The organism is Paenibacillus sp. EKM211P (assembly GCF_011066175.1).
In the GTDB taxonomy this organism is placed as follows: Bacteria; Bacillota; Bacilli; order Paenibacillales; family Paenibacillaceae; genus Paenibacillus; species Paenibacillus polymyxa.
The window spans coordinates 21,273-37,903 of record NZ_JAAMNS010000008.1 but is presented as its reverse complement, the minus strand read 5'-3'; the positions used below and the strand labels follow the sequence as shown (position 1 = coordinate 37,903).

Here is a 16,631-nt window from a genome sequence, read left to right as displayed (position 1 = left end):
GTATTCCGCTTTACAGAAAGGGGGAAACCTTGAATGAATGCACGCATGGTTTCAATTCTTCAGCACTTGCTGGCTGCCGATGCTCCTGTCAAAAGTGATTATCTGGCCAAATTGATTCAAGTTACTTCACGTACCATTCGCAGCGATATCCGGGAACTAGACAAATTTCTATCCAAGCACGGGGCAGCAATTGAACCTGTTCGTTCAAGGGGATATGAACTAAAAATTACGGATCATCGTAGCTTTCGTGCACTGCTGCAGCATTTATTCATGTCTGGCGAGCCCGATGATCCAGGTTCTCCCGGCTACCGGCAATTGTATTTAATCAAGCGTCTCCTGCTCGCTGATCATTATGTGAAGCTGGAAGACCTCGCAGATGAGCTATATATAAGCAAGTCTACGGTGCAGAATGATTTCAAAGAGGTCAAACAAACCCTCCAAAGCTACGGAATCACCATTGGCAAACGGCCAAATTACGGAGTCAAACTGAAGGGTGATGAAGTTCAGCTTCGGTTTTGCTTGTCCGAGTTTATTGTAAGTCGTTCCGAAGAACACGGCGGAACACTTCATGCAGCGCTGCGCATCGTCACCCCACACGAAATGACGCTGATTTGCGGGATCGTTCTGGAACAAACTCAGAAATATGAAGTAACGCTCTCCGATATCGCGTTCAGCAATTTATCTATTCATATTGCAATCGCCTGCAAGCGTATTCGTGACGGAAACCAGGTAGCTATGCTCTCGACGGAAATAGGAGATCTGCGGGGCACCGACGAATTTCGGGCTGCCGAGCATATTGTCGGGCTGATCGAAAAGGAATTGCAGTTGTCTTTTCCCGAAGATGAAATCGCCTACATTGCCATGCATCTTGCCGGAAACAAGTGGTTTGTCGGAATTGAAGGACAACAAATAGAGGACATGGGACCCGAGAAGCTGCTGGACTGGAACATCTATGAATTGGGCAAGGAAATGCTCGCCGAGATCGACAGGGATTTGAATCTGAACATCAGCCGTGATATGGAACTGCTCATAGGCATCTGCCTTCATCTGAAGCCGGCGCTGAACCGGGTAAAGTACGGGATGAACATCCGAAACCCCATGCTGGGGCATGTCAAGAGCAACTACCCTCTGGCTTTTCAAGCGGGAGTCATTGGCACCAAGCTGATCGAGAGCAAGCTGAATATTGCGATCCCGGAAGCGGAGATGGGCTATCTCGCCATTCATATCGGGGCAGCCATCGAACGACAGCGTATGAACACCCGGCCAAAACGCTGTCTGGTCGTCTGCACTTCAGGAGTTGGAAGCGCCCGGCTACTCAAGTACAAACTGCAAAGCACTTTTGGCAGCTCGCTTGAGGTGGCGGGTACAACGGAATATTACAAGCTTCAGCAGGTTCCCCTCCATGACATTGATTTCGTGGTGAGCACCATTCCCATTCAGCTGCCATTATCGGTTCCAGTCGTGGTCGTGCAGACTCTTCTTGGGGGCAGCGATATGGAGAAAATTGAAAGTTTGCTGGCTGGTGAAGCCGAGTTTGATTTTCACTACATTCGGAAGGAACTCGTATTTCTGAGACAAAATTTTACCACCAAGGAAGAGGTCATCTCATTTCTGGGCCAAAAAATATATGCTGAAGGGCTGATCCGCTCTGCAGAAGGCTTTATTGGACTCGTTCTGGAACGAGAACAGGCTGCACCCACGGCTTACGGAAATTTGGTAGCCGTTCCTCACCCTATCATTCCGCAAAGCAATCAAACCGTATGGGCGGTCTGTACCCTTCAACAACCTATCGAGTGGGGCGACAAACCAGTGCAGTTCATCTGTCTACTCAGCATTGAAAAAAACGGTAAAGAGCCACCGTCTAAAATGTATAACCATCTCATGGAACTGGTCGACAATTCGGATATCGTCCAGCAGATGTTAAAATGCGAAACGTACGAGGAATTCTCCAGGATTATCGTTAAATATAAGCTGTATTGAACCAAGCTTTCGCAGTGCATCTAGCTGATATTCACAGAGCGGGTGCTGCTTGGAGCTTTTTAAAATGAAAGCGTAGTAGCAATGAATGAATTTCCGTTACTGGCGGAAAAGACTTGGGTTTAGATCTCGGCAGCAAACCTATACACTGAATCTGTAAGTTAAAGAGAAAAAAGCATGAGGTGAACGAGATGGAGGAGTATCAAGAAATCATTATGGGAATTATCACCAACTCAGGTGTTGCCAAGAGTAAAGCGATGGACGCGATCGCTCTTGCTCAAAAAGGTAACACACAGTTGGCGGCAGAGCGGCTTGAAGAAAGCAAAGCCGAGTTGGTTAAAGCTCATAAATCACAAACGAGACTGATTCAACAGGAAGCTGGCGGAACCGCCCACGAAGTCACACTGCTTATGGTACATGCTCAAGATCACCTTATGTCAGCCATCACAACTAAAGATCTGGCGGGACATATGATTGAGCTTTACAACAGATTGAATCGCTATGAAGATATCACAAATCACACTTCCAACGGAGGGAACAACGGATGAAACAAATTACACTCGTATGTGCTGCAGGAATGTCTACAAGTATGTTGGTACAGAAAATGCAAAAGGCCGCACAAGCGCAAAATCTTGAGGTTGAAATTAGGGCGACTTCCGAAAGTTCGTTTAAAGAATATGCTGACAAGACAGATGTACTGCTAATTGGACCACAGGTCGGCTACCTGCAGGATGATTTCAAGGCAAAATATGAACCTAAAGGCATTAAGGTAAGTGTTATCAATATAGTAGACTATGGAATGATGAACGGCGAAAAAGTGCTAGGAGACGCGCTTAAGCTGTAAAGCTCAGAGTCAGATGCTCATCACCAGACCGAACAAGAAGGTTGGTCAAATCGGGCAACGATATATGATATTCTGCATGGTGTTTCGCCAAATGAAAGCGTTCTCTAAGTCATTATATAGACGAATGAAAGTCTATAGTAGGAGTTGAATAAATATGGCTAACCAACAAAAATTCTCTTACAAGCTTCAAAAAGTAGCGGGTACAATTCAGCAAAACCGTTACATGAGCGCAATTTCCAACGGGCTGATGTCCACCCTTCCTTTTCTGATTATCGGAGCATTTGCAACCCTCTTCTCTGCACTTGCTTGGGAGCCTTACCAGAATCTTATTGCACCCGTAAAGGCTATAATCGGGTTGGCATCGACAATGACCACTGGCATCATTGCACTGTATGCGGTATTTTTTATCGCCTACAGACTGGCGCAAGCTTTTGACAAGGACCCCCTTGTGCCAGCGGCAACCGCTCTTCTCTCTTTTCTTATCGTTACACCGATCCAAACCTTTGATAAAGTTCGTGCCTTGCCACTTCAATGGCTCGGCGCGCAGGGATTGTTCGTTGCCATGATCGTCGGTTTGATTGCCGCACGGTTGTATATTTGGATTGTCGACCGCAATTGGACGATTAAAATGCCTGACGGGGTCCCGCCTACCGTTGTCAAAACCTTCTCAGGCTTGATCCCAGCTGTCTTGGTAGCCCTTGTGTTTGTTATCGTTGCTGGTTTGTTTATGCAGACTCCATTTGGTACAGTTCACGATTTTATCTACACTTATCTCCAAATACCACTGGAAGGGTTGGGCGGATCACTCGGCGCTTTAATTATCGCGCTAATCATTATGCAGGCTTTGTGGATGTTCGGAATTCACGGTGCAATTGTTATACTCGCTATCGTTAAACCCATCTGGATGAGTCTGGATCTAGCCAACCTTGACGCTTTCCAGGCAGGCGCTCCACTTCCGAACACGATCGGTCTGGCCTTCTGGTCCATCTACTGCAACTATGCACCGATGCTTGGATTTGCTCTGCTATTGGTTTTCCTGGCCAAGAGCAAGCAGCTTCGCACAATCGGCAAGCTTGGTCTTCCGGGTACCTTTTTCTCCATTCACGAGCCGCTGATCTTCGGAATTCCAATGGTATTGAACCCGTTGCTAGCCATTCCGTTTATCGTTGCTCCCATCATTTGTGCGGTACTCGGCTATATTGCCACCAACATCGGCTTGTTGCCTGCACCCATCGGAATTTACCCGCCTTTCGGCACCCCTATCTTTGCTCTGGGCTTCATTGAGGGCAGTTGGAAACTAGCCGCCGCACAATTGGTACTCATTCCGATCAGTATGCTGATCTACTACCCGTTCTTTAGAGCGCTGGATAAGCAGGCTCTAAAAAAGGAACACGAAGCGCAGGAGCAACTGGACAAGCAAGCAAATGAAACTACAGCAAGTCCCGTTATTTTATAATAGAAAAAAGTAGAAGCGGCGAGACGGATAAACGCTCGCCGCTTCTGCCATTACAATCGTTAGGAGAGGAAGCTTTTGATTCAACTGAGTATCGCTGAGAACAAACGATATTTCATGAATGAGGGTAACCCCTTTTTTTATTTGGCGGATACGGTTTGGAGCGCATTTACCAACATTACGCTGGAGGAATGGGCCTATTATCTGGATTACCGTAAAAGTCAGGGCTTCAATGTCCTGCAAATCAATTTGCTGCGCCAGTGGGATGCAAGTGGCAGCGATTTGAACTATGAGCCTTTCGCATATGCCGAGAATGGCAGCTTCAATTTCTATATGCCGAACGAAGAATACTTTACCAGAGCCGAGACGATGATCGAAATGGCTGTGAACAGAGGCTTTGTTCCTGCACTGGTTCTACTATGGTGTAATTATATCCCGGATACCTGGGCTGCCAAGCTTCGTGAGGAGAAAAAAATGCCACTTGGGGCAGTGGAACCTTATGTACGTTACATTGCCGATCGGTTCTCCAAATTCTACCCTATTTATATTATAAGTGGCGACACTGATTTCCCTTCCGAGCGTGCCAACCAATATTACCGACTTGCTCTCCATACCATAAAACAGCACAGCCCGCAGTGTCTGACTACCCTGCATATTCAAGGAAGATTAGCGGCACTGCCAGAGGAATTTATTGATGATCCCCATTTGGATTTTTACATGTACCAGTCAGGACATAATTCACAATTTCAACCAACGGCGTATACACTCGCACTGGATTTCTGCAATAAGCCTGTCACACGACCAGTGCTCAACTCGGAGCCCTGTTATGAACAAATGGGCTACAGTCGAAAAGTCTATGGCCGCTTCAGCCGCGCCGATGTTCGTAAGGCAGCCTGGCAAAGTCTTCTGTCCGGGGCGTCTGCGGGCATAACCTATGGAGCCCACGGTATTTTGAGCTGGCATCGAAAAGGCAAAAGGTTCGGGATAACTGGGGAGGGATTCGACAGTCCATATGATTGGCAGTCTGCACTTAAGTTTGAAGGGGCATGGGATTATGGATTGGCCAAATGGCTCTTCGGGATATATGGAATTACAGATATGCAGCCTTGGAACATAGTGCTTAAAAATACGGAAGAAATTCGTGCGGCTGTATGCACCGATTACACCAAGGTCGCCATCTACGTTCCAATCAACACGGTGCTGAAGCTAAACGTGGATTTGAGTGAATACGACTTCACGGTCATTGACCTGGAGAATCGTCGTTTTGGCACAGCTTCAATCTCTGTGCAAGAGCAAATCACGATCATTGGGATGCATGATTTTGAAGCTGATGTCTTGCTGATTGGCATAAGAAAATAACCGTGATTACTTACCGCCTTTTTCATCATTTCAACTACTATGTACAACGTACAAACAGCCCCGCAATCGAGATTTCTCATCGGGACTGTTTGTCTTACTTCTTGTTATAAAAAGCAAGCACTCCATTGTGGTCAGGAAATATATCTCAATTTAATACGTTTGGAAGCTCTGTGAAGCGAAGATTTCACTGAATTTTCACTCTTATTTAAAATTCTAGCCGTTTCTTTTATGGAGTATCCTTGGACTACACGCAATTTAAGTACCGTTCTTTGCTCGGTATTACTTGCCATCAAAAGAATTCGATCGACCTCATCCTGAATTTCAAAATCGGGGGTATCCCAGTGATAGTAGACGTGCTCCTTACGCAAGAAATATTCCTCCATCTTTTTTCGCTTTCTTATTATATCTATGGCTAAATTTTTAGCAATTCTCAAAAGATAAAATCGGATACGATCTTCGGGCAAATCAGGGGAAGCTCTTATAAACCGAATAAAGCATTCATGCAACAAATCTTCGGCATCCTGTTTGTTATGCACTATTCTCAAAAGATAGCCAAGGAGTTCTGATTTATGAGATAAATATAGATCTTCCAGATCTTTAATGTCCATATTATGGCTTATCCTTTCTGTTTCGATGGATTACGGTGTTCCCCTTGACTTAAATACACTAGCTATTTTATAGTCTTGAATTCATATCCCTGCTTTTTTAAATATGTTATGATTTCAGGCAAGGCTTTAGCTGTTTCTTCCTTCCCGTAAGTGTCATGCATGAGTACCACTGCTTTTTCTCTAGTCCCAATGCTCTTCATAAATTCGTGTATTAATTCCTCGGCATTCTTAGAGGTACCTTCCGCATCTTTAGGCAACACATTCCAGTCAATCTGATGATAATCCTTATCATGTAAAATTTCATCTAACGCTTCCATACCTTTGGGATCCTTTCTCTGCCACGTCACATGGCCACCCGGAAATCGAATCACTCTTGTGGAAAAATCCTGTCCCAAAATTTGCTTTAAAATTTGATTTGTTTTTTCAATATCGCTCATAAAAATGCTCGAATTCACAGTCTGATTAGGATATAAATAACCATAATCATGTGAGTAGGTATGATTTCCGATAGCATGCCCTTCCTTAATTATTCTTTTGGTTAAATGTTTAGTACCTTCATTTTCTTCGACTGCTTTTCCGACCACAAAAAACGTCGCTTTTACATTTTGTTCTTTAAGAACATCTAAAATCTTAGGCGTCACGGTTACTGATGGCCCATCATCAAAAGATAAATAGACAACCTTTTTACCGTCTATCCCATCGGGCTTTTGACCTTGGATTTGCTGATTTAAGTAGTTTTCAACAAATGCAGCATCCTCAACACCCGAAACATTTTTTACAAGGAATTCGCTCCCTTTGGATTCGTTATTTAATTTGTCGGTTGATACGGATTCTATTTTTTCTGCATACTCAATCGTTTTTACTGGCTGTGGTTTACTACTGAAGATGTCAAAGAGTTTTATAATAACTAGAACAATACAAATGATAATTATAAACAGTAGTCTTCTTCTCTTCCTCTTCATTCGATGAGCTCTGGTTCTATTTTGCACATAGCTTTTTTCCATAGTATATGTTCCTCCAAAATCTAGAAGCAGTTCACGTTTTATGTTGCGACCATGTGCCCATTCAATTATTCGTACCTCAATGCATCTATTGGCCTCAAACTTGCTGCTTTATAAGCCGGATATACTCCGAATAGGATGCCTGTGCCCGCAGAGCTAAGAAACGAATATATGATAGGCGAGATTGTAAATTCAATGGTCATATGCGCAGCCGCCTCAAGTATTTTGGAAGCTCCTATACCTGTAACAACTCCGATTGTGCCTCCTAACAGACCAAAAATGATCGCTTCAGACAGGAATTGAATCATAATATCTCTCGGCTTGGCACCAATGGCTTTCCGAATACCGATTTCTTTTGTACGCTCTATAACTGAGACCATCATAATATTCATAATTCCGATTCCCCCTACCACGAGGGATATCGCGGCTACCCCACCCAATAGGCTGGTCATAATACTATCTACACCAGAAGCTGCACCTGCTGCCTCTGACAGACTCATAATTTCAAATTGATCTGGTTCCGAAGGTTTTAGCTGGTGTGTCATACGCAAGCTTTCCAAGATGTCTAAGCGAGCCTGATCCATCAAGGCTGGTGACTTGGCAGACACGTCCAATCTGGTAATATTCTCCTCACCCAGACGGTTCATCATGGTTGTAGCAGGGATGTAAATTTGTTCATTACTACTGTAGCTTAAGTTCGTAACTGGCTGAGTATCCAATACTCCGACTACCTTGAAGGGGATCTGCTTAATTTGAAACGTCCGTCCCAATACATTTTGGCTATCTCCACCAAAAAGACGTTGGACCGCTTGGCTTTCAAGTATGGCGACATTCATGCGTTTGTCCATCTCGTCATTGGTAAATGTTCTACCCTCGGCAAAGGAAAACTTTTTGACCTTATAAAATGAAGCGGAAGTTCCTACAATAGTGGCGTTATAGTTATATCGCCCCCACGTAGCTTTTGAATTGCTCGTTATATTCGGCATTAATGCATCTATAGACTTCTTTTGTTCCAACGCCTCGACATCAGCCCAAGTAAATGATGGTGTGTGGTCATAATCTATTTCACCATCGACCATTGTCATAGCCGGCGCAACCATCAATACGTTATTTCCTAATTTATTAATTTCCGCCTTTATGCGGGCTGTAGATCCGTTTCCGATCGCCATAATGGCAATAACTGCTGCCACCCCGATAATAATACCGAGTATCGTTAAAAATGAGCGTAGCTTGTTAGTGATTAAGCTATTCATGGATACACGGATGGTTTCCATTACATTCATAGGCTTACCTTCCTTGATGAAATTCGTCTATTTGCAATAGGCTCATCTCGTTCAATATTACCATCCCGAAAGCTGATCAACCGTTTGGCATATTCAGCAATCTCCAGCTCATGCGTGACCAAGACGATGGTTTTTCCCAGCTCATTCAAGCCTTGAAATAATTCCATAATTTCGATACTCGTCTTCGTATCCAGTGCTCCCGTAGGCTCATCCGCCAGCAGAATAACAGGATTATTCACCAATGCCCGGGCAATGGAAACACGTTGCTGCTGACCACCAGATAGCTCGTTAGGCTTGTTGTACATCCGTTCTGCAAGGCCAACGCTGCGTAGTGCCTCTACGGCTCTTTCCCGACGCTCCTTGGCAGGTACACCTGCATACATCATAGGCAGCTCTACATTGGCTAATGCTGTAGTTCGGGGAAGTAGATAGAATTTCTGAAATACAAAACCCAGCTTCTGGTTTCTAATCTCCGAAAGCTCGTTCTCTCTAGCATCCAATATGGAGTACTCATCCAGGTAGTACTCTCCGGTATCGGGATGATCCAGGCAGCCAATGACATTCATCATGGTAGACTTGCCCGAACCAGAGGGCCCCATGATAGCAACAAACTCCCCTTCGCTAATAGATAAATTAACACTGCGCAGAGCCTGAATCTTCTGTCCGCCTACCTCATACATTTTTTTCAGTTCTTTAATTTCGATTACAGCTTTATGGGATTGAGTTTCACTCATTGTGCCTGCCCCCCATCAGGGTCTTGACCCTCTGGACTGCCATTCGAACCAGCACTACCACCCTGAGGTGGGATCACAATGGTCTCACCGTCCTTGACACCAGACTTGATTTCCGCCTGATCTGCTGTATAGACACCCAGTTTCACTGGTCTAAACTCATAATCCGCCGGATTCGCCGCGTTCTTCGCCACATATACTCCATCCACACCGCCTTCAGATCTCAGTGCAAACAACGGCACAGATAACGCATTTTTGTGTTCAGCTAACAGAAGGGATACATCCATATTCATCCCTGGTTGCAGCCTTATCTTTTGGCTATCCAAAGACAATTCGATTTTGTATGTAGTCACATTGGATTCGGTAACCGGCTCTGGAGAAACAAAGAGGACTTCGCCTTTAAATTGTTTGTCCGGAAATGAATTCGAGTGCATTGTCGCCTGAAGTCCAGTCTTCAATTTAGCAATATCACTTTCGTTCACCTTGGCAAGAACCTTCATAGCCCCTGTGTTTGAATTATTCATGACAATAAAAGGTGCAGTAGGACTGGTACCCACATCGCCGTTGACCTTCAAAATGATCCCGTCCCACGGCGCCGTAACCTGTAATTTACTCAGGACACTTTTCTTCTGCTCTAATGCCGTTTCAGCCTGCAATAAAGAAGCCTGTGCGGATTGGATGTTGGAAGCTTCGGGCGGGGACTGTGCAGCCTTTAATTGTATTAAAGCTGTTTTATAGCCCATTTCCGCCTCTTCGATCGCCTCAGTTTGCTTGGTCTGTGCCTTCTTGTACTGCAGCTCCACATTGCTCATATCCAATTTTGCCTTATCCAGATTTTGCTTGGCTGTTGCCAGGTCACTTTCTGCTGCCGCATCATTCTGAACCAGATAAGCCTGGTCATCATAATCCTTCTGAGCCTTATCCAAAGTCACCTTGGCCGACTCCTTTTGAGCAGCGGCTTCCTCTAATTCCATCGTGTTCTTGGCTGTTTTAATCGCCATCTGTGCCTTTAAGACATTAGCTTTCTGCAACTCTATATCATTCGTTTTGGGTCCGCGCTTGGCTTCCTCCAGTTTGGCTCTTGCAATCGCCACATTGGATTCGGCATCCTTAATTTGCAGTCTGGCATCCGAATCATCTAATCGTGCTAGAACCTGACCTGCTTTGACGCTATCTCCCGCTTTGACATTGACAGCGACGAGCTTGGCACCCTCGACATTTGTAAAATTAATATTTACTTCCTTGGAAGCCTGAACGGTTCCAGTAACGGTAAGCGACTCGATTATGTTAGCTTTCTGTACCTGTACGACCTGATTCGCCGGAGCCTCCACAGGCTTTTCCTGGCCCCTTTTCATGTAGAGCGTACCGCCAATTCCCGCTATAATGAGCAAGATCAGAATACCTATGCTCCTTTTCACTCTTCTTTTTTTTCTTAATACTTGTAATGAATCTTTATCTTTCTTTTCTGTTTCCGACAATGTTATATCCCCTTAAATTGTATTTTTGCTAAATCCTATACACTCCACGGCTTGTTTAAAGCATGTTGCAGCAGCGTCATTTGAACAATGAGTTCATCCATATTCCGTTCGATTTGCTTTACTTTCAACTGATTCGTGGCGACCTCCGTACTTATTGCAAATCCACGCGCCTTTCTTTTGCGAGAAATGTCCAACACTTTATTAAGGTTCTGTAGATTACTTCGCATTTGCTCGTATTGTTCTTCATTTTGCTGTAAGTTAAAGTACATACTCTTCAGTGTTTCTGCCAGTTGATCCTTGGTATTTTCCAGTCCGCCTTGTGCTGAATCTACATCTATCTGTTTAATTTCATAGTCATCCGTCCCCGAGTTCCACGTGTAATATTTAATTTCCATTTTTGCTAGCTTGACTGCCTCCTCCTGTCTCCATACCGAAGGACTCGCTGAGATGGCACGCGACACCAGTGTATCCAGATTCGTGTTATCCATTTTCCGGTAAACGGGTCTGTCCACCAGTTCATATAAATTTCCTTGTGACTGTCCCATTTGTGTATTAAGCGAATCCTGCGCTTTTTGCAGTGCAGCTTTAGCAATGTCTACATTCTTTTGAGCCTCTATACGAGTCTGAATAATCGTACTTCGATCACCTGGAGAAATTTTCCCACGGTTGGCCTTCGCTTCAGCAGCTTTTTCCTCCAATAGCGCAAGCGAAAGTGCATCCTCACTACTCTTGACTTTGTTATCAGCCAGAAGTACGTCATAATAGTTTTTCATGGCAGCGTAGTCTGTCTGATCTTGGGCAAGTTCGATTTGCTTTTTGGATTCCAAATAAGAAACTGTCGATGAAGCATACCCCTTCCATGCTGAACTACTAGCCGCATCTTCTTCACCGTTGCCTTGACCTGCCGGAATGAAATCCAGATTCTTGCCTGCATTTTTCAGCATAATCCGGTTGCGATCTATCGTTTGCTGGGCTTCCTTCAAGCTAAAACTATTGAATCGTGCCCACTGCTGGGCTTGACTCAATGTTAATTTCACACTTGCTTTGGTAACCTGCTGCTGCGCCTCCTCTGCTTGAACAAAGGACTCTGATAAAGAACTGGCCGACAAGGCGAGCAGCAATAAAATGAACATACGTTTTTTCATAGATATCCCCACTTTAAAAATATGGTAACGACTAAGGTCGGTTCTTCAATGAGTTGTTATATGAATTATGTGTTTTCTTCTGTATCCCACTTGAGACCTTACCTTCTATTCGGTGCACATTCCAGAAAGGAGGAACACCGTCCTGCCCTTCTGCAACTTTTTACACACAACGTACCGTTCCTTATAGTATCTTTAAATCTAATTGACGAAGATACAGAGAACGTACAATAAGAAAGGAAAGAAATTGGATGGCCCAGAAGCACAGCATAATCTGAATCAGCGTAAGATGAACGGGTACTCCATATATTACAGATGGTTCTGACATCACTAAACAAAGCACCATTCCCATAGACGATACGACTAATGGCAGAAGAAACAGGAATGCAATTTGTCTGGAAGCCGATTGTCTCATTTCCCTTGAGTTTAGTCCAATTTTCGATAAAGCTCGGTATATTTCTTCATCTCGCTGAAGATCTACATATAGTCTGAAATACAGCAGGCTTACTGTACTTGCCAACATAATAATGGCGATAAATCCGCCAATAAATTCACTAATAACCAGATCCATCTCCGATGTCAAATAGTCTACGGCCCTAGAGTTAAGCACCCCTTTATTCACCTTATTGGCCAACACAGAATACAACCATACCTCTTGTTGAGTTTCAGAAGTTTCTAAGGAAAGCTGGCCATTCTTCCATTTTGGCACAAAATAATAAGTAGATTTATATGCCAACGGATCATTGAAATACCGATGTTCAATTAAATAGTCGTAAGTTCGATCAGAAACAACAAGTAGCCTTCCAAGTTCAGAGACGATATTTCCATCAAACTTCAGGTTATGATCTATCGTCTTAGTATCCATAATCTCAAGATTCATCATATGAGATTTCCCTTGCTTGTAAGTTAGCTTTTTTTCAAAAAGGGCTTTCTTTTCTTCGAGAGGCATCTCGTTTGGATCGATAATGAAAAAACCTTGATTCTCCCGAAGCGTAGGTACCTGTTTTAGCTTCTTAAACTTGGAAGCAAGTGCTTCATAGTTGGATTGTTTCATCACTGGCGCAATCTGTTCCCGAAAAGGGAAGACTAATACTTCACCTTTTCCATAATCCACTCCAGCCGTATACAGATTTTGGTCAATCTCTTTTTCAAGCTCGTTAGAACTTACAACATCAGAAGTAAATGCAAATGAATAAGATTGCTCCCTAAGAAATCTTTTTTGCTGTTGCATGGAGTCAAAAGTTGATGCGGCTCCTACACAGGAAATGATAGAAATGAGGGTAATCAATGAAAAAAGCCCGGCATTATTCCTCATTTTATATGTGATCTCAGATAACCATAACAAACGCGATCCGCTCCAAGACCATTTCCTGTTAGCTCTAAGCAATTGAATGAATAGTATACATGATTGAGTATAAAATAAGTAAATACCCAGAGATCCCATTATAATTGTATATTTAAAGGTGTCTCCAACCGAATAGTGCAATATATAAAAGGAAAGGGTCCCTAAACGATAAGGTGCCAGATAAATGTAGGGTGAAAAATCAAGCTTCATTAAATATACAGCCGCTCCGATTAATACTATGGCAAGAATGGACAGACTCCATGAAGCTTTAGGCTCTTTGTTGAGCTGAGGAGCCTTGCTAAAAAGCTGCTGTAGTTTAAAACGTCGAATAAAGAAAACAGACACAAGTGAGATCAATATAAACAAAAACATAAAGCCGATTCCTGTAAAGGCAAGTGCTTTCCAGGGAAAATAAAATCTTAAATACATTCCTATGACATTGGAACCCATAAGCAGGAAAAACTTCGCTGAAACAAATCCTCCGATCATCCCGGTCACCAATGATAAAAAGCCTATAATTAGATTTTCAAAAGCTACTAAAAAATATATTTGCCTATGACTTGCTCCTAAAATGGTGAGTATACCAAATTCTTTCTTACGTGCAGCAACAAAGATATTATTTGTGTATAATACGAAAAAAAAGGAAAATACAAAAATCAACAGATCCGCAACCTGTAATCCCTTTTTTACATTAGCTGCTGTGATTACATTCGAGACATCCGGGTGAAAAATAAATACCGCATATACGAAAAAAATCGTAATCATCAAGGAGCTGCTTAAATAATAAGGAACGTAAGCACGCGCATTGCGTTTGAGATTATTCCATGCTAACAGACGAAAGCTCATGTGCATGTCTACTTCCCCCCAAAAAGGAGAGCATATCTATGATTTCCTGAAAAAATATTTGCTGACTATGACTACGACGGATTTCATTATATAACTCACCATCTTTAATAAAAATTACCCGGTCGCAATAGCTGGCTTCCAAGGCGCCGTGTGTTACCAGCACAATTGTAGAATAGTCTACACGGTGGACAAGGCTCAGCATTTCCATTACAACACGCGAAGACTTGGAATCGAGATTTCCGGTTGGTTCATCTGCAAGCAGGAGCGAAGGAGAGTGAATCATAGCTCTGCCTATGGCTGCACGTTGTTTTTGTCCCCCTGACACCTCATAAGGCCGTTTGTCCAAAACATCTGTAATATCCAGTTTTTTCGCTACTTCTTCCAGTTTGTGCTCCATTTCCTTTAACCCTTTTTTATTCAGCATCAGAGGAAACAGTATGTTCTCTCCCAAAGTGAGGGTTTCCAACAAATTATAATCTTGAAATACAAGCCCCAGTTCTTTGCGGCGAAATAAAGCCAGCTTATCCTTCTTGAGCAGATGTGGATTTTCCCCTTTAATGCTAACCTCGCCAGAAGTCGGCATATCAATGGTCGAAATCATATTTAATAAAGTTGTCTTCCCACTACCAGACGGACCCATAATGCCGACAAACTCACCTGGTTGAATCGTTAAATGGATATTGTTGAGAGCTCGGTGTGGAACCTTACCATAGTATATTTTGGTGACTTGATCCATTCGTACTATCTCCATCGTTCATTCCTTTCTTTTTCCTATGTCATGATCATAATCCATCCGGATCAGAGCGTCGATCGATTAACATTACAAAAACCTTAAATGTGTTGTAAGGTTTCTTATGGGTGTATTGGAAACAGGATTTGAACCGTCGTCCCTTTACCAACCGTCGATTTCAATTGAATATTATGATTCAGTCTTTTGCAGATTTCAGACACCAAATAGAGTCCCATCCCGGTTGATTCACGATACTTCCGCCCATTTTCACCTGTGTAATAAGCCTCAAATACCCGTTCTATGTCTTTTTTAGGGATACCAATCCCCTCATCCTGTACTTCCAACACAATGACTTCCTCTCTTACGTCAGACATCAGCTTCAGACTGCGGGCATGACCTGAAGAGTACTTTACCGCATTGGTCACCAATTGGTTAATGATAAATCTTAGCCATTTGGCATCGGTAATCACACTCAACTGCTCGTCCACTTCATTGGAAGGATAAATTTCGTTGCGGATCAATAATCTTTTGTTATCATAAATCACATCACTAACCAGCTTTCGTAATACAACAGGCTCCACATGAAAGTCTGGTTCAAAGGATTCCAATCGTGACATATACAAAATCATGTCCAGTCCTTTTCCCATTCGATCAATCTCATCGTGAATCTGATCCGACTCGGGATCTATTTTTCCTTTGAGAATTAAATGAATCACAGCTAGGGGCGTTTTCATCTGGTGAACCCACTGGTTAATGAATGTGATGTGATCACGCTGCTGATGCTCCAATTGATGAATCCGAGACTGGTACAACTGGTAGAACTGCAAAAGCAAATGCTGTAAAGAAGAGGCTAACGGATTAAGTACCTTCATCTGAATAAGCTCATCTAAATCTCTAATGTTAGCAGTGGATAATATTCGATATAAACCAGAATACATGACGTACCGAAATAGCAAATAGACCAGCAAAAGGATAAACCCAAAAAAGACCGAATACAAGGCGGTCGACAAGTTACGATAACCATCCATCCAGTAAATACTCAACACAAGAAAAAGTTGGATAATATTAAAAATGATCATGGAAAAATGATCACGCCAAAACAGCTTCACTGTTCTTCCTCCTCAGTCAAGTGCAGCCGGTATCCAGCTCCTCTAACCGTTTCTATAATATCCTCCAACCCCAGTTCGCTCAGCTTTTTACGGACACGGGTAACATAAACGTTCAGCGTATTTTCTCCTACATATTGGTAATCATCCCATAAAGCCTCTAAGAGATGAACTCTCCCTACAACCTGCTTGGGATATGTCATCAGTAGCTCCAGCAGGGCCGTTTCTTTATGACTCATCTCTACCTGCTTGTCATGAAACATAAGCTCCATAGTATCAGGGTATAAATTCAAGCCTGACACTGTTATGGAGCGTGATTTTTGGACACCTGCATATAAACCATAGGCACGTCGCAGATTACTTTCTATTTTGGCTAACAGTACTTCGGGATGAAACGGTTTAGTAATGTAATCATCCGCCCCGTTCTGCAAAGCAATGACCTGATCCATCTTATCATCCCGCGCGGACACAAAAAGGATAGGACAAGTAGATTGGGTGCGAATTTGTCTGCACCAATAAAATCCATCAAAACGAGGTAAATTCACATCCAATATGACCAAATCAGGCTTTACTTCCTGAAAAGTACTCAATACCTGATCAAAATTTGAAACGATAACTCCTTCATAACCATACTTTTCAAGATAGGATTGAAGTAAGGAGCTAATTTGAGGATCATCCTCTACGATTAATATTTTATGCATCGTGTTTTCTACCTTCTTAGTGCTTGA

At 43.1% G+C, this 16,631-nt stretch carries 15 protein-coding genes; 5 read left to right on the top strand and 10 right to left on the bottom strand.

Going from position 1 to position 16,631, the window contains the following annotated elements:
* Positions 1-33: 33 nt before the first annotated feature.
* The 5 genes from G9G57_RS13495 to G9G57_RS13475 all read left to right on the top strand — a co-directional run bounded on the left by G9G57_RS13495 (position 34) and on the right by G9G57_RS13475 (position 5,633).
* The gene (locus tag G9G57_RS13495; RefSeq protein ID WP_019688561.1) at positions 34-1,980 is read left to right on the top strand and encodes a BglG family transcription antiterminator; all 1,947 of its coding nucleotides are present in this window, start codon (positions 34-36) and stop codon (positions 1,978-1,980) included.
* Between the two features lie 188 nt (positions 1,981-2,168).
* Positions 2,169-2,525, top strand: coding sequence for a PTS lactose/cellobiose transporter subunit IIA (locus tag G9G57_RS13490; RefSeq protein ID WP_019688562.1), 357 nt, complete (start codon positions 2,169-2,171; stop codon positions 2,523-2,525).
* Complete coding sequence (locus tag G9G57_RS13485) at positions 2,522-2,821, top strand: PTS sugar transporter subunit IIB (protein WP_019688563.1); 300 nt, start codon at positions 2,522-2,524, stop codon at positions 2,819-2,821. Before G9G57_RS13490 ends, G9G57_RS13485 begins: the two co-directional genes overlap by 4 nt.
* Before the next feature lie 154 nt (positions 2,822-2,975).
* Complete coding sequence (locus tag G9G57_RS13480) at positions 2,976-4,277, top strand: PTS sugar transporter subunit IIC (protein WP_019688564.1); 1,302 nt, start codon at positions 2,976-2,978, stop codon at positions 4,275-4,277.
* 75 nt (positions 4,278-4,352) lie between these two features.
* Positions 4,353-5,633, top strand: a complete 1,281-nt coding sequence (locus tag G9G57_RS13475; protein WP_019688565.1) for an apiosidase-like domain-containing protein — start codon at positions 4,353-4,355, stop codon at positions 5,631-5,633.
* A gap of 131 nt (positions 5,634-5,764) precedes the next feature.
* Here G9G57_RS13475 and G9G57_RS13470 read toward each other — a convergent pair whose 3' ends face one another.
* The 10 genes from G9G57_RS13470 to G9G57_RS13425 all read right to left on the bottom strand — a co-directional run bounded on the left by G9G57_RS13470 (position 5,765) and on the right by G9G57_RS13425 (position 16,604).
* Positions 5,765-6,241 carry an RNA polymerase sigma factor gene (locus G9G57_RS13470; RefSeq protein WP_025365800.1) on the bottom strand — a complete coding sequence of 159 codons (477 nt, stop codon included), beginning with the start codon at positions 6,239-6,241 and terminating at the stop codon, positions 5,765-5,767.
* Positions 6,242-6,303: 62 nt separating this feature from the next.
* The gene (locus G9G57_RS13465) at positions 6,304-7,245 is read right to left on the bottom strand and encodes a polysaccharide deacetylase family protein (RefSeq protein ID WP_164965062.1); all 942 of its coding nucleotides are present in this window, start codon (positions 7,243-7,245) and stop codon (positions 6,304-6,306) included.
* Between the two features lie 65 nt (positions 7,246-7,310).
* The gene (locus tag G9G57_RS13460; RefSeq protein ID WP_044787961.1) at positions 7,311-8,525 is read right to left on the bottom strand and encodes an ABC transporter permease; all 1,215 of its coding nucleotides are present in this window, start codon (positions 8,523-8,525) and stop codon (positions 7,311-7,313) included.
* Positions 8,522-9,259, bottom strand: coding sequence for an ABC transporter ATP-binding protein (locus G9G57_RS13455; RefSeq protein ID WP_016819949.1), 738 nt, complete (start codon positions 9,257-9,259; stop codon positions 8,522-8,524). The genes G9G57_RS13460 and G9G57_RS13455 overlap by 4 nt, the downstream gene beginning before the upstream one ends.
* Entirely contained in the window at positions 9,256-10,734 is a 1,479-nt protein-coding gene (locus G9G57_RS13450) for an efflux RND transporter periplasmic adaptor subunit (RefSeq protein WP_164965061.1), read from the bottom strand. The genes G9G57_RS13455 and G9G57_RS13450 overlap by 4 nt, the downstream gene beginning before the upstream one ends.
* Positions 10,735-10,769: 35 nt before the next feature.
* The gene (locus tag G9G57_RS13445) at positions 10,770-11,879 is read right to left on the bottom strand and encodes a TolC family protein (protein WP_113050498.1); all 1,110 of its coding nucleotides are present in this window, start codon (positions 11,877-11,879) and stop codon (positions 10,770-10,772) included.
* Between the two features lie 181 nt (positions 11,880-12,060).
* Positions 12,061-14,073, bottom strand: coding sequence for an ABC transporter permease (locus tag G9G57_RS13440; RefSeq protein WP_113050499.1), 2,013 nt, complete (start codon positions 14,071-14,073; stop codon positions 12,061-12,063).
* Positions 14,039-14,818, bottom strand: a complete 780-nt coding sequence (locus G9G57_RS13435; RefSeq protein ID WP_013372981.1) for an ABC transporter ATP-binding protein — start codon at positions 14,816-14,818, stop codon at positions 14,039-14,041. Before G9G57_RS13435 ends, G9G57_RS13440 begins: the two co-directional genes overlap by 35 nt.
* Positions 14,819-14,919: 101 nt before the next feature.
* Positions 14,920-15,906, bottom strand: a complete 987-nt coding sequence (locus G9G57_RS13430) for a sensor histidine kinase (protein ID WP_113050500.1) — start codon at positions 15,904-15,906, stop codon at positions 14,920-14,922.
* Positions 15,903-16,604, bottom strand: coding sequence for a response regulator transcription factor (locus G9G57_RS13425; RefSeq protein WP_019688572.1), 702 nt, complete (start codon positions 16,602-16,604; stop codon positions 15,903-15,905). The genes G9G57_RS13430 and G9G57_RS13425 overlap by 4 nt, the downstream gene beginning before the upstream one ends.
* Positions 16,605-16,631 lie beyond the last annotated feature (27 nt).

What these genes read in the sequence shown, in the direction of transcription:
- G9G57_RS13495 (WP_019688561.1), top strand. Translation starts at nt 34, where the DNA reads ATGAATGCACGCATGGTTTCAATTCTTCAGCACTTGCTGGCTGCCGAT.
- G9G57_RS13485 (WP_019688563.1), top strand. Translation starts at nt 2,522, where the DNA reads ATGAAACAAATTACACTCGTATGTGCTGCAGGAATGTCTACAAGTATG.
- G9G57_RS13470 (WP_025365800.1), bottom strand. Translation starts at nt 6,241, where the DNA reads ATGGACATTAAAGATCTGGAAGATCTATATTTATCTCATAAATCAGAA.
- G9G57_RS13455 (WP_016819949.1), bottom strand. Translation starts at nt 9,259, where the DNA reads ATGAGTGAAACTCAATCCCATAAAGCTGTAATCGAAATTAAAGAACTG.
- G9G57_RS13445 (WP_113050498.1), bottom strand. Translation starts at nt 11,879, where the DNA reads ATGAAAAAACGTATGTTCATTTTATTGCTGCTCGCCTTGTCGGCCAGT.
- G9G57_RS13440 (WP_113050499.1), bottom strand. Translation starts at nt 14,073, where the DNA reads ATGCACATGAGCTTTCGTCTGTTAGCATGGAATAATCTCAAACGCAAT.
- G9G57_RS13460 (WP_044787961.1), bottom strand. Translation starts at nt 8,525, where the DNA reads ATGAATGTAATGGAAACCATCCGTGTATCCATGAATAGCTTAATCACT.
- G9G57_RS13425 (WP_019688572.1), bottom strand. Translation starts at nt 16,604, where the DNA reads ATGCATAAAATATTAATCGTAGAGGATGATCCTCAAATTAGCTCCTTA.
- G9G57_RS13490 (WP_019688562.1), top strand. Translation starts at nt 2,169, where the DNA reads ATGGAGGAGTATCAAGAAATCATTATGGGAATTATCACCAACTCAGGT.
- G9G57_RS13480 (WP_019688564.1), top strand. Translation starts at nt 2,976, where the DNA reads ATGGCTAACCAACAAAAATTCTCTTACAAGCTTCAAAAAGTAGCGGGT.
- G9G57_RS13435 (WP_013372981.1), bottom strand. Translation starts at nt 14,818, where the DNA reads ATGGAGATAGTACGAATGGATCAAGTCACCAAAATATACTATGGTAAG.
- G9G57_RS13465 (WP_164965062.1), bottom strand. Translation starts at nt 7,245, where the DNA reads ATGGAAAAAAGCTATGTGCAAAATAGAACCAGAGCTCATCGAATGAAG.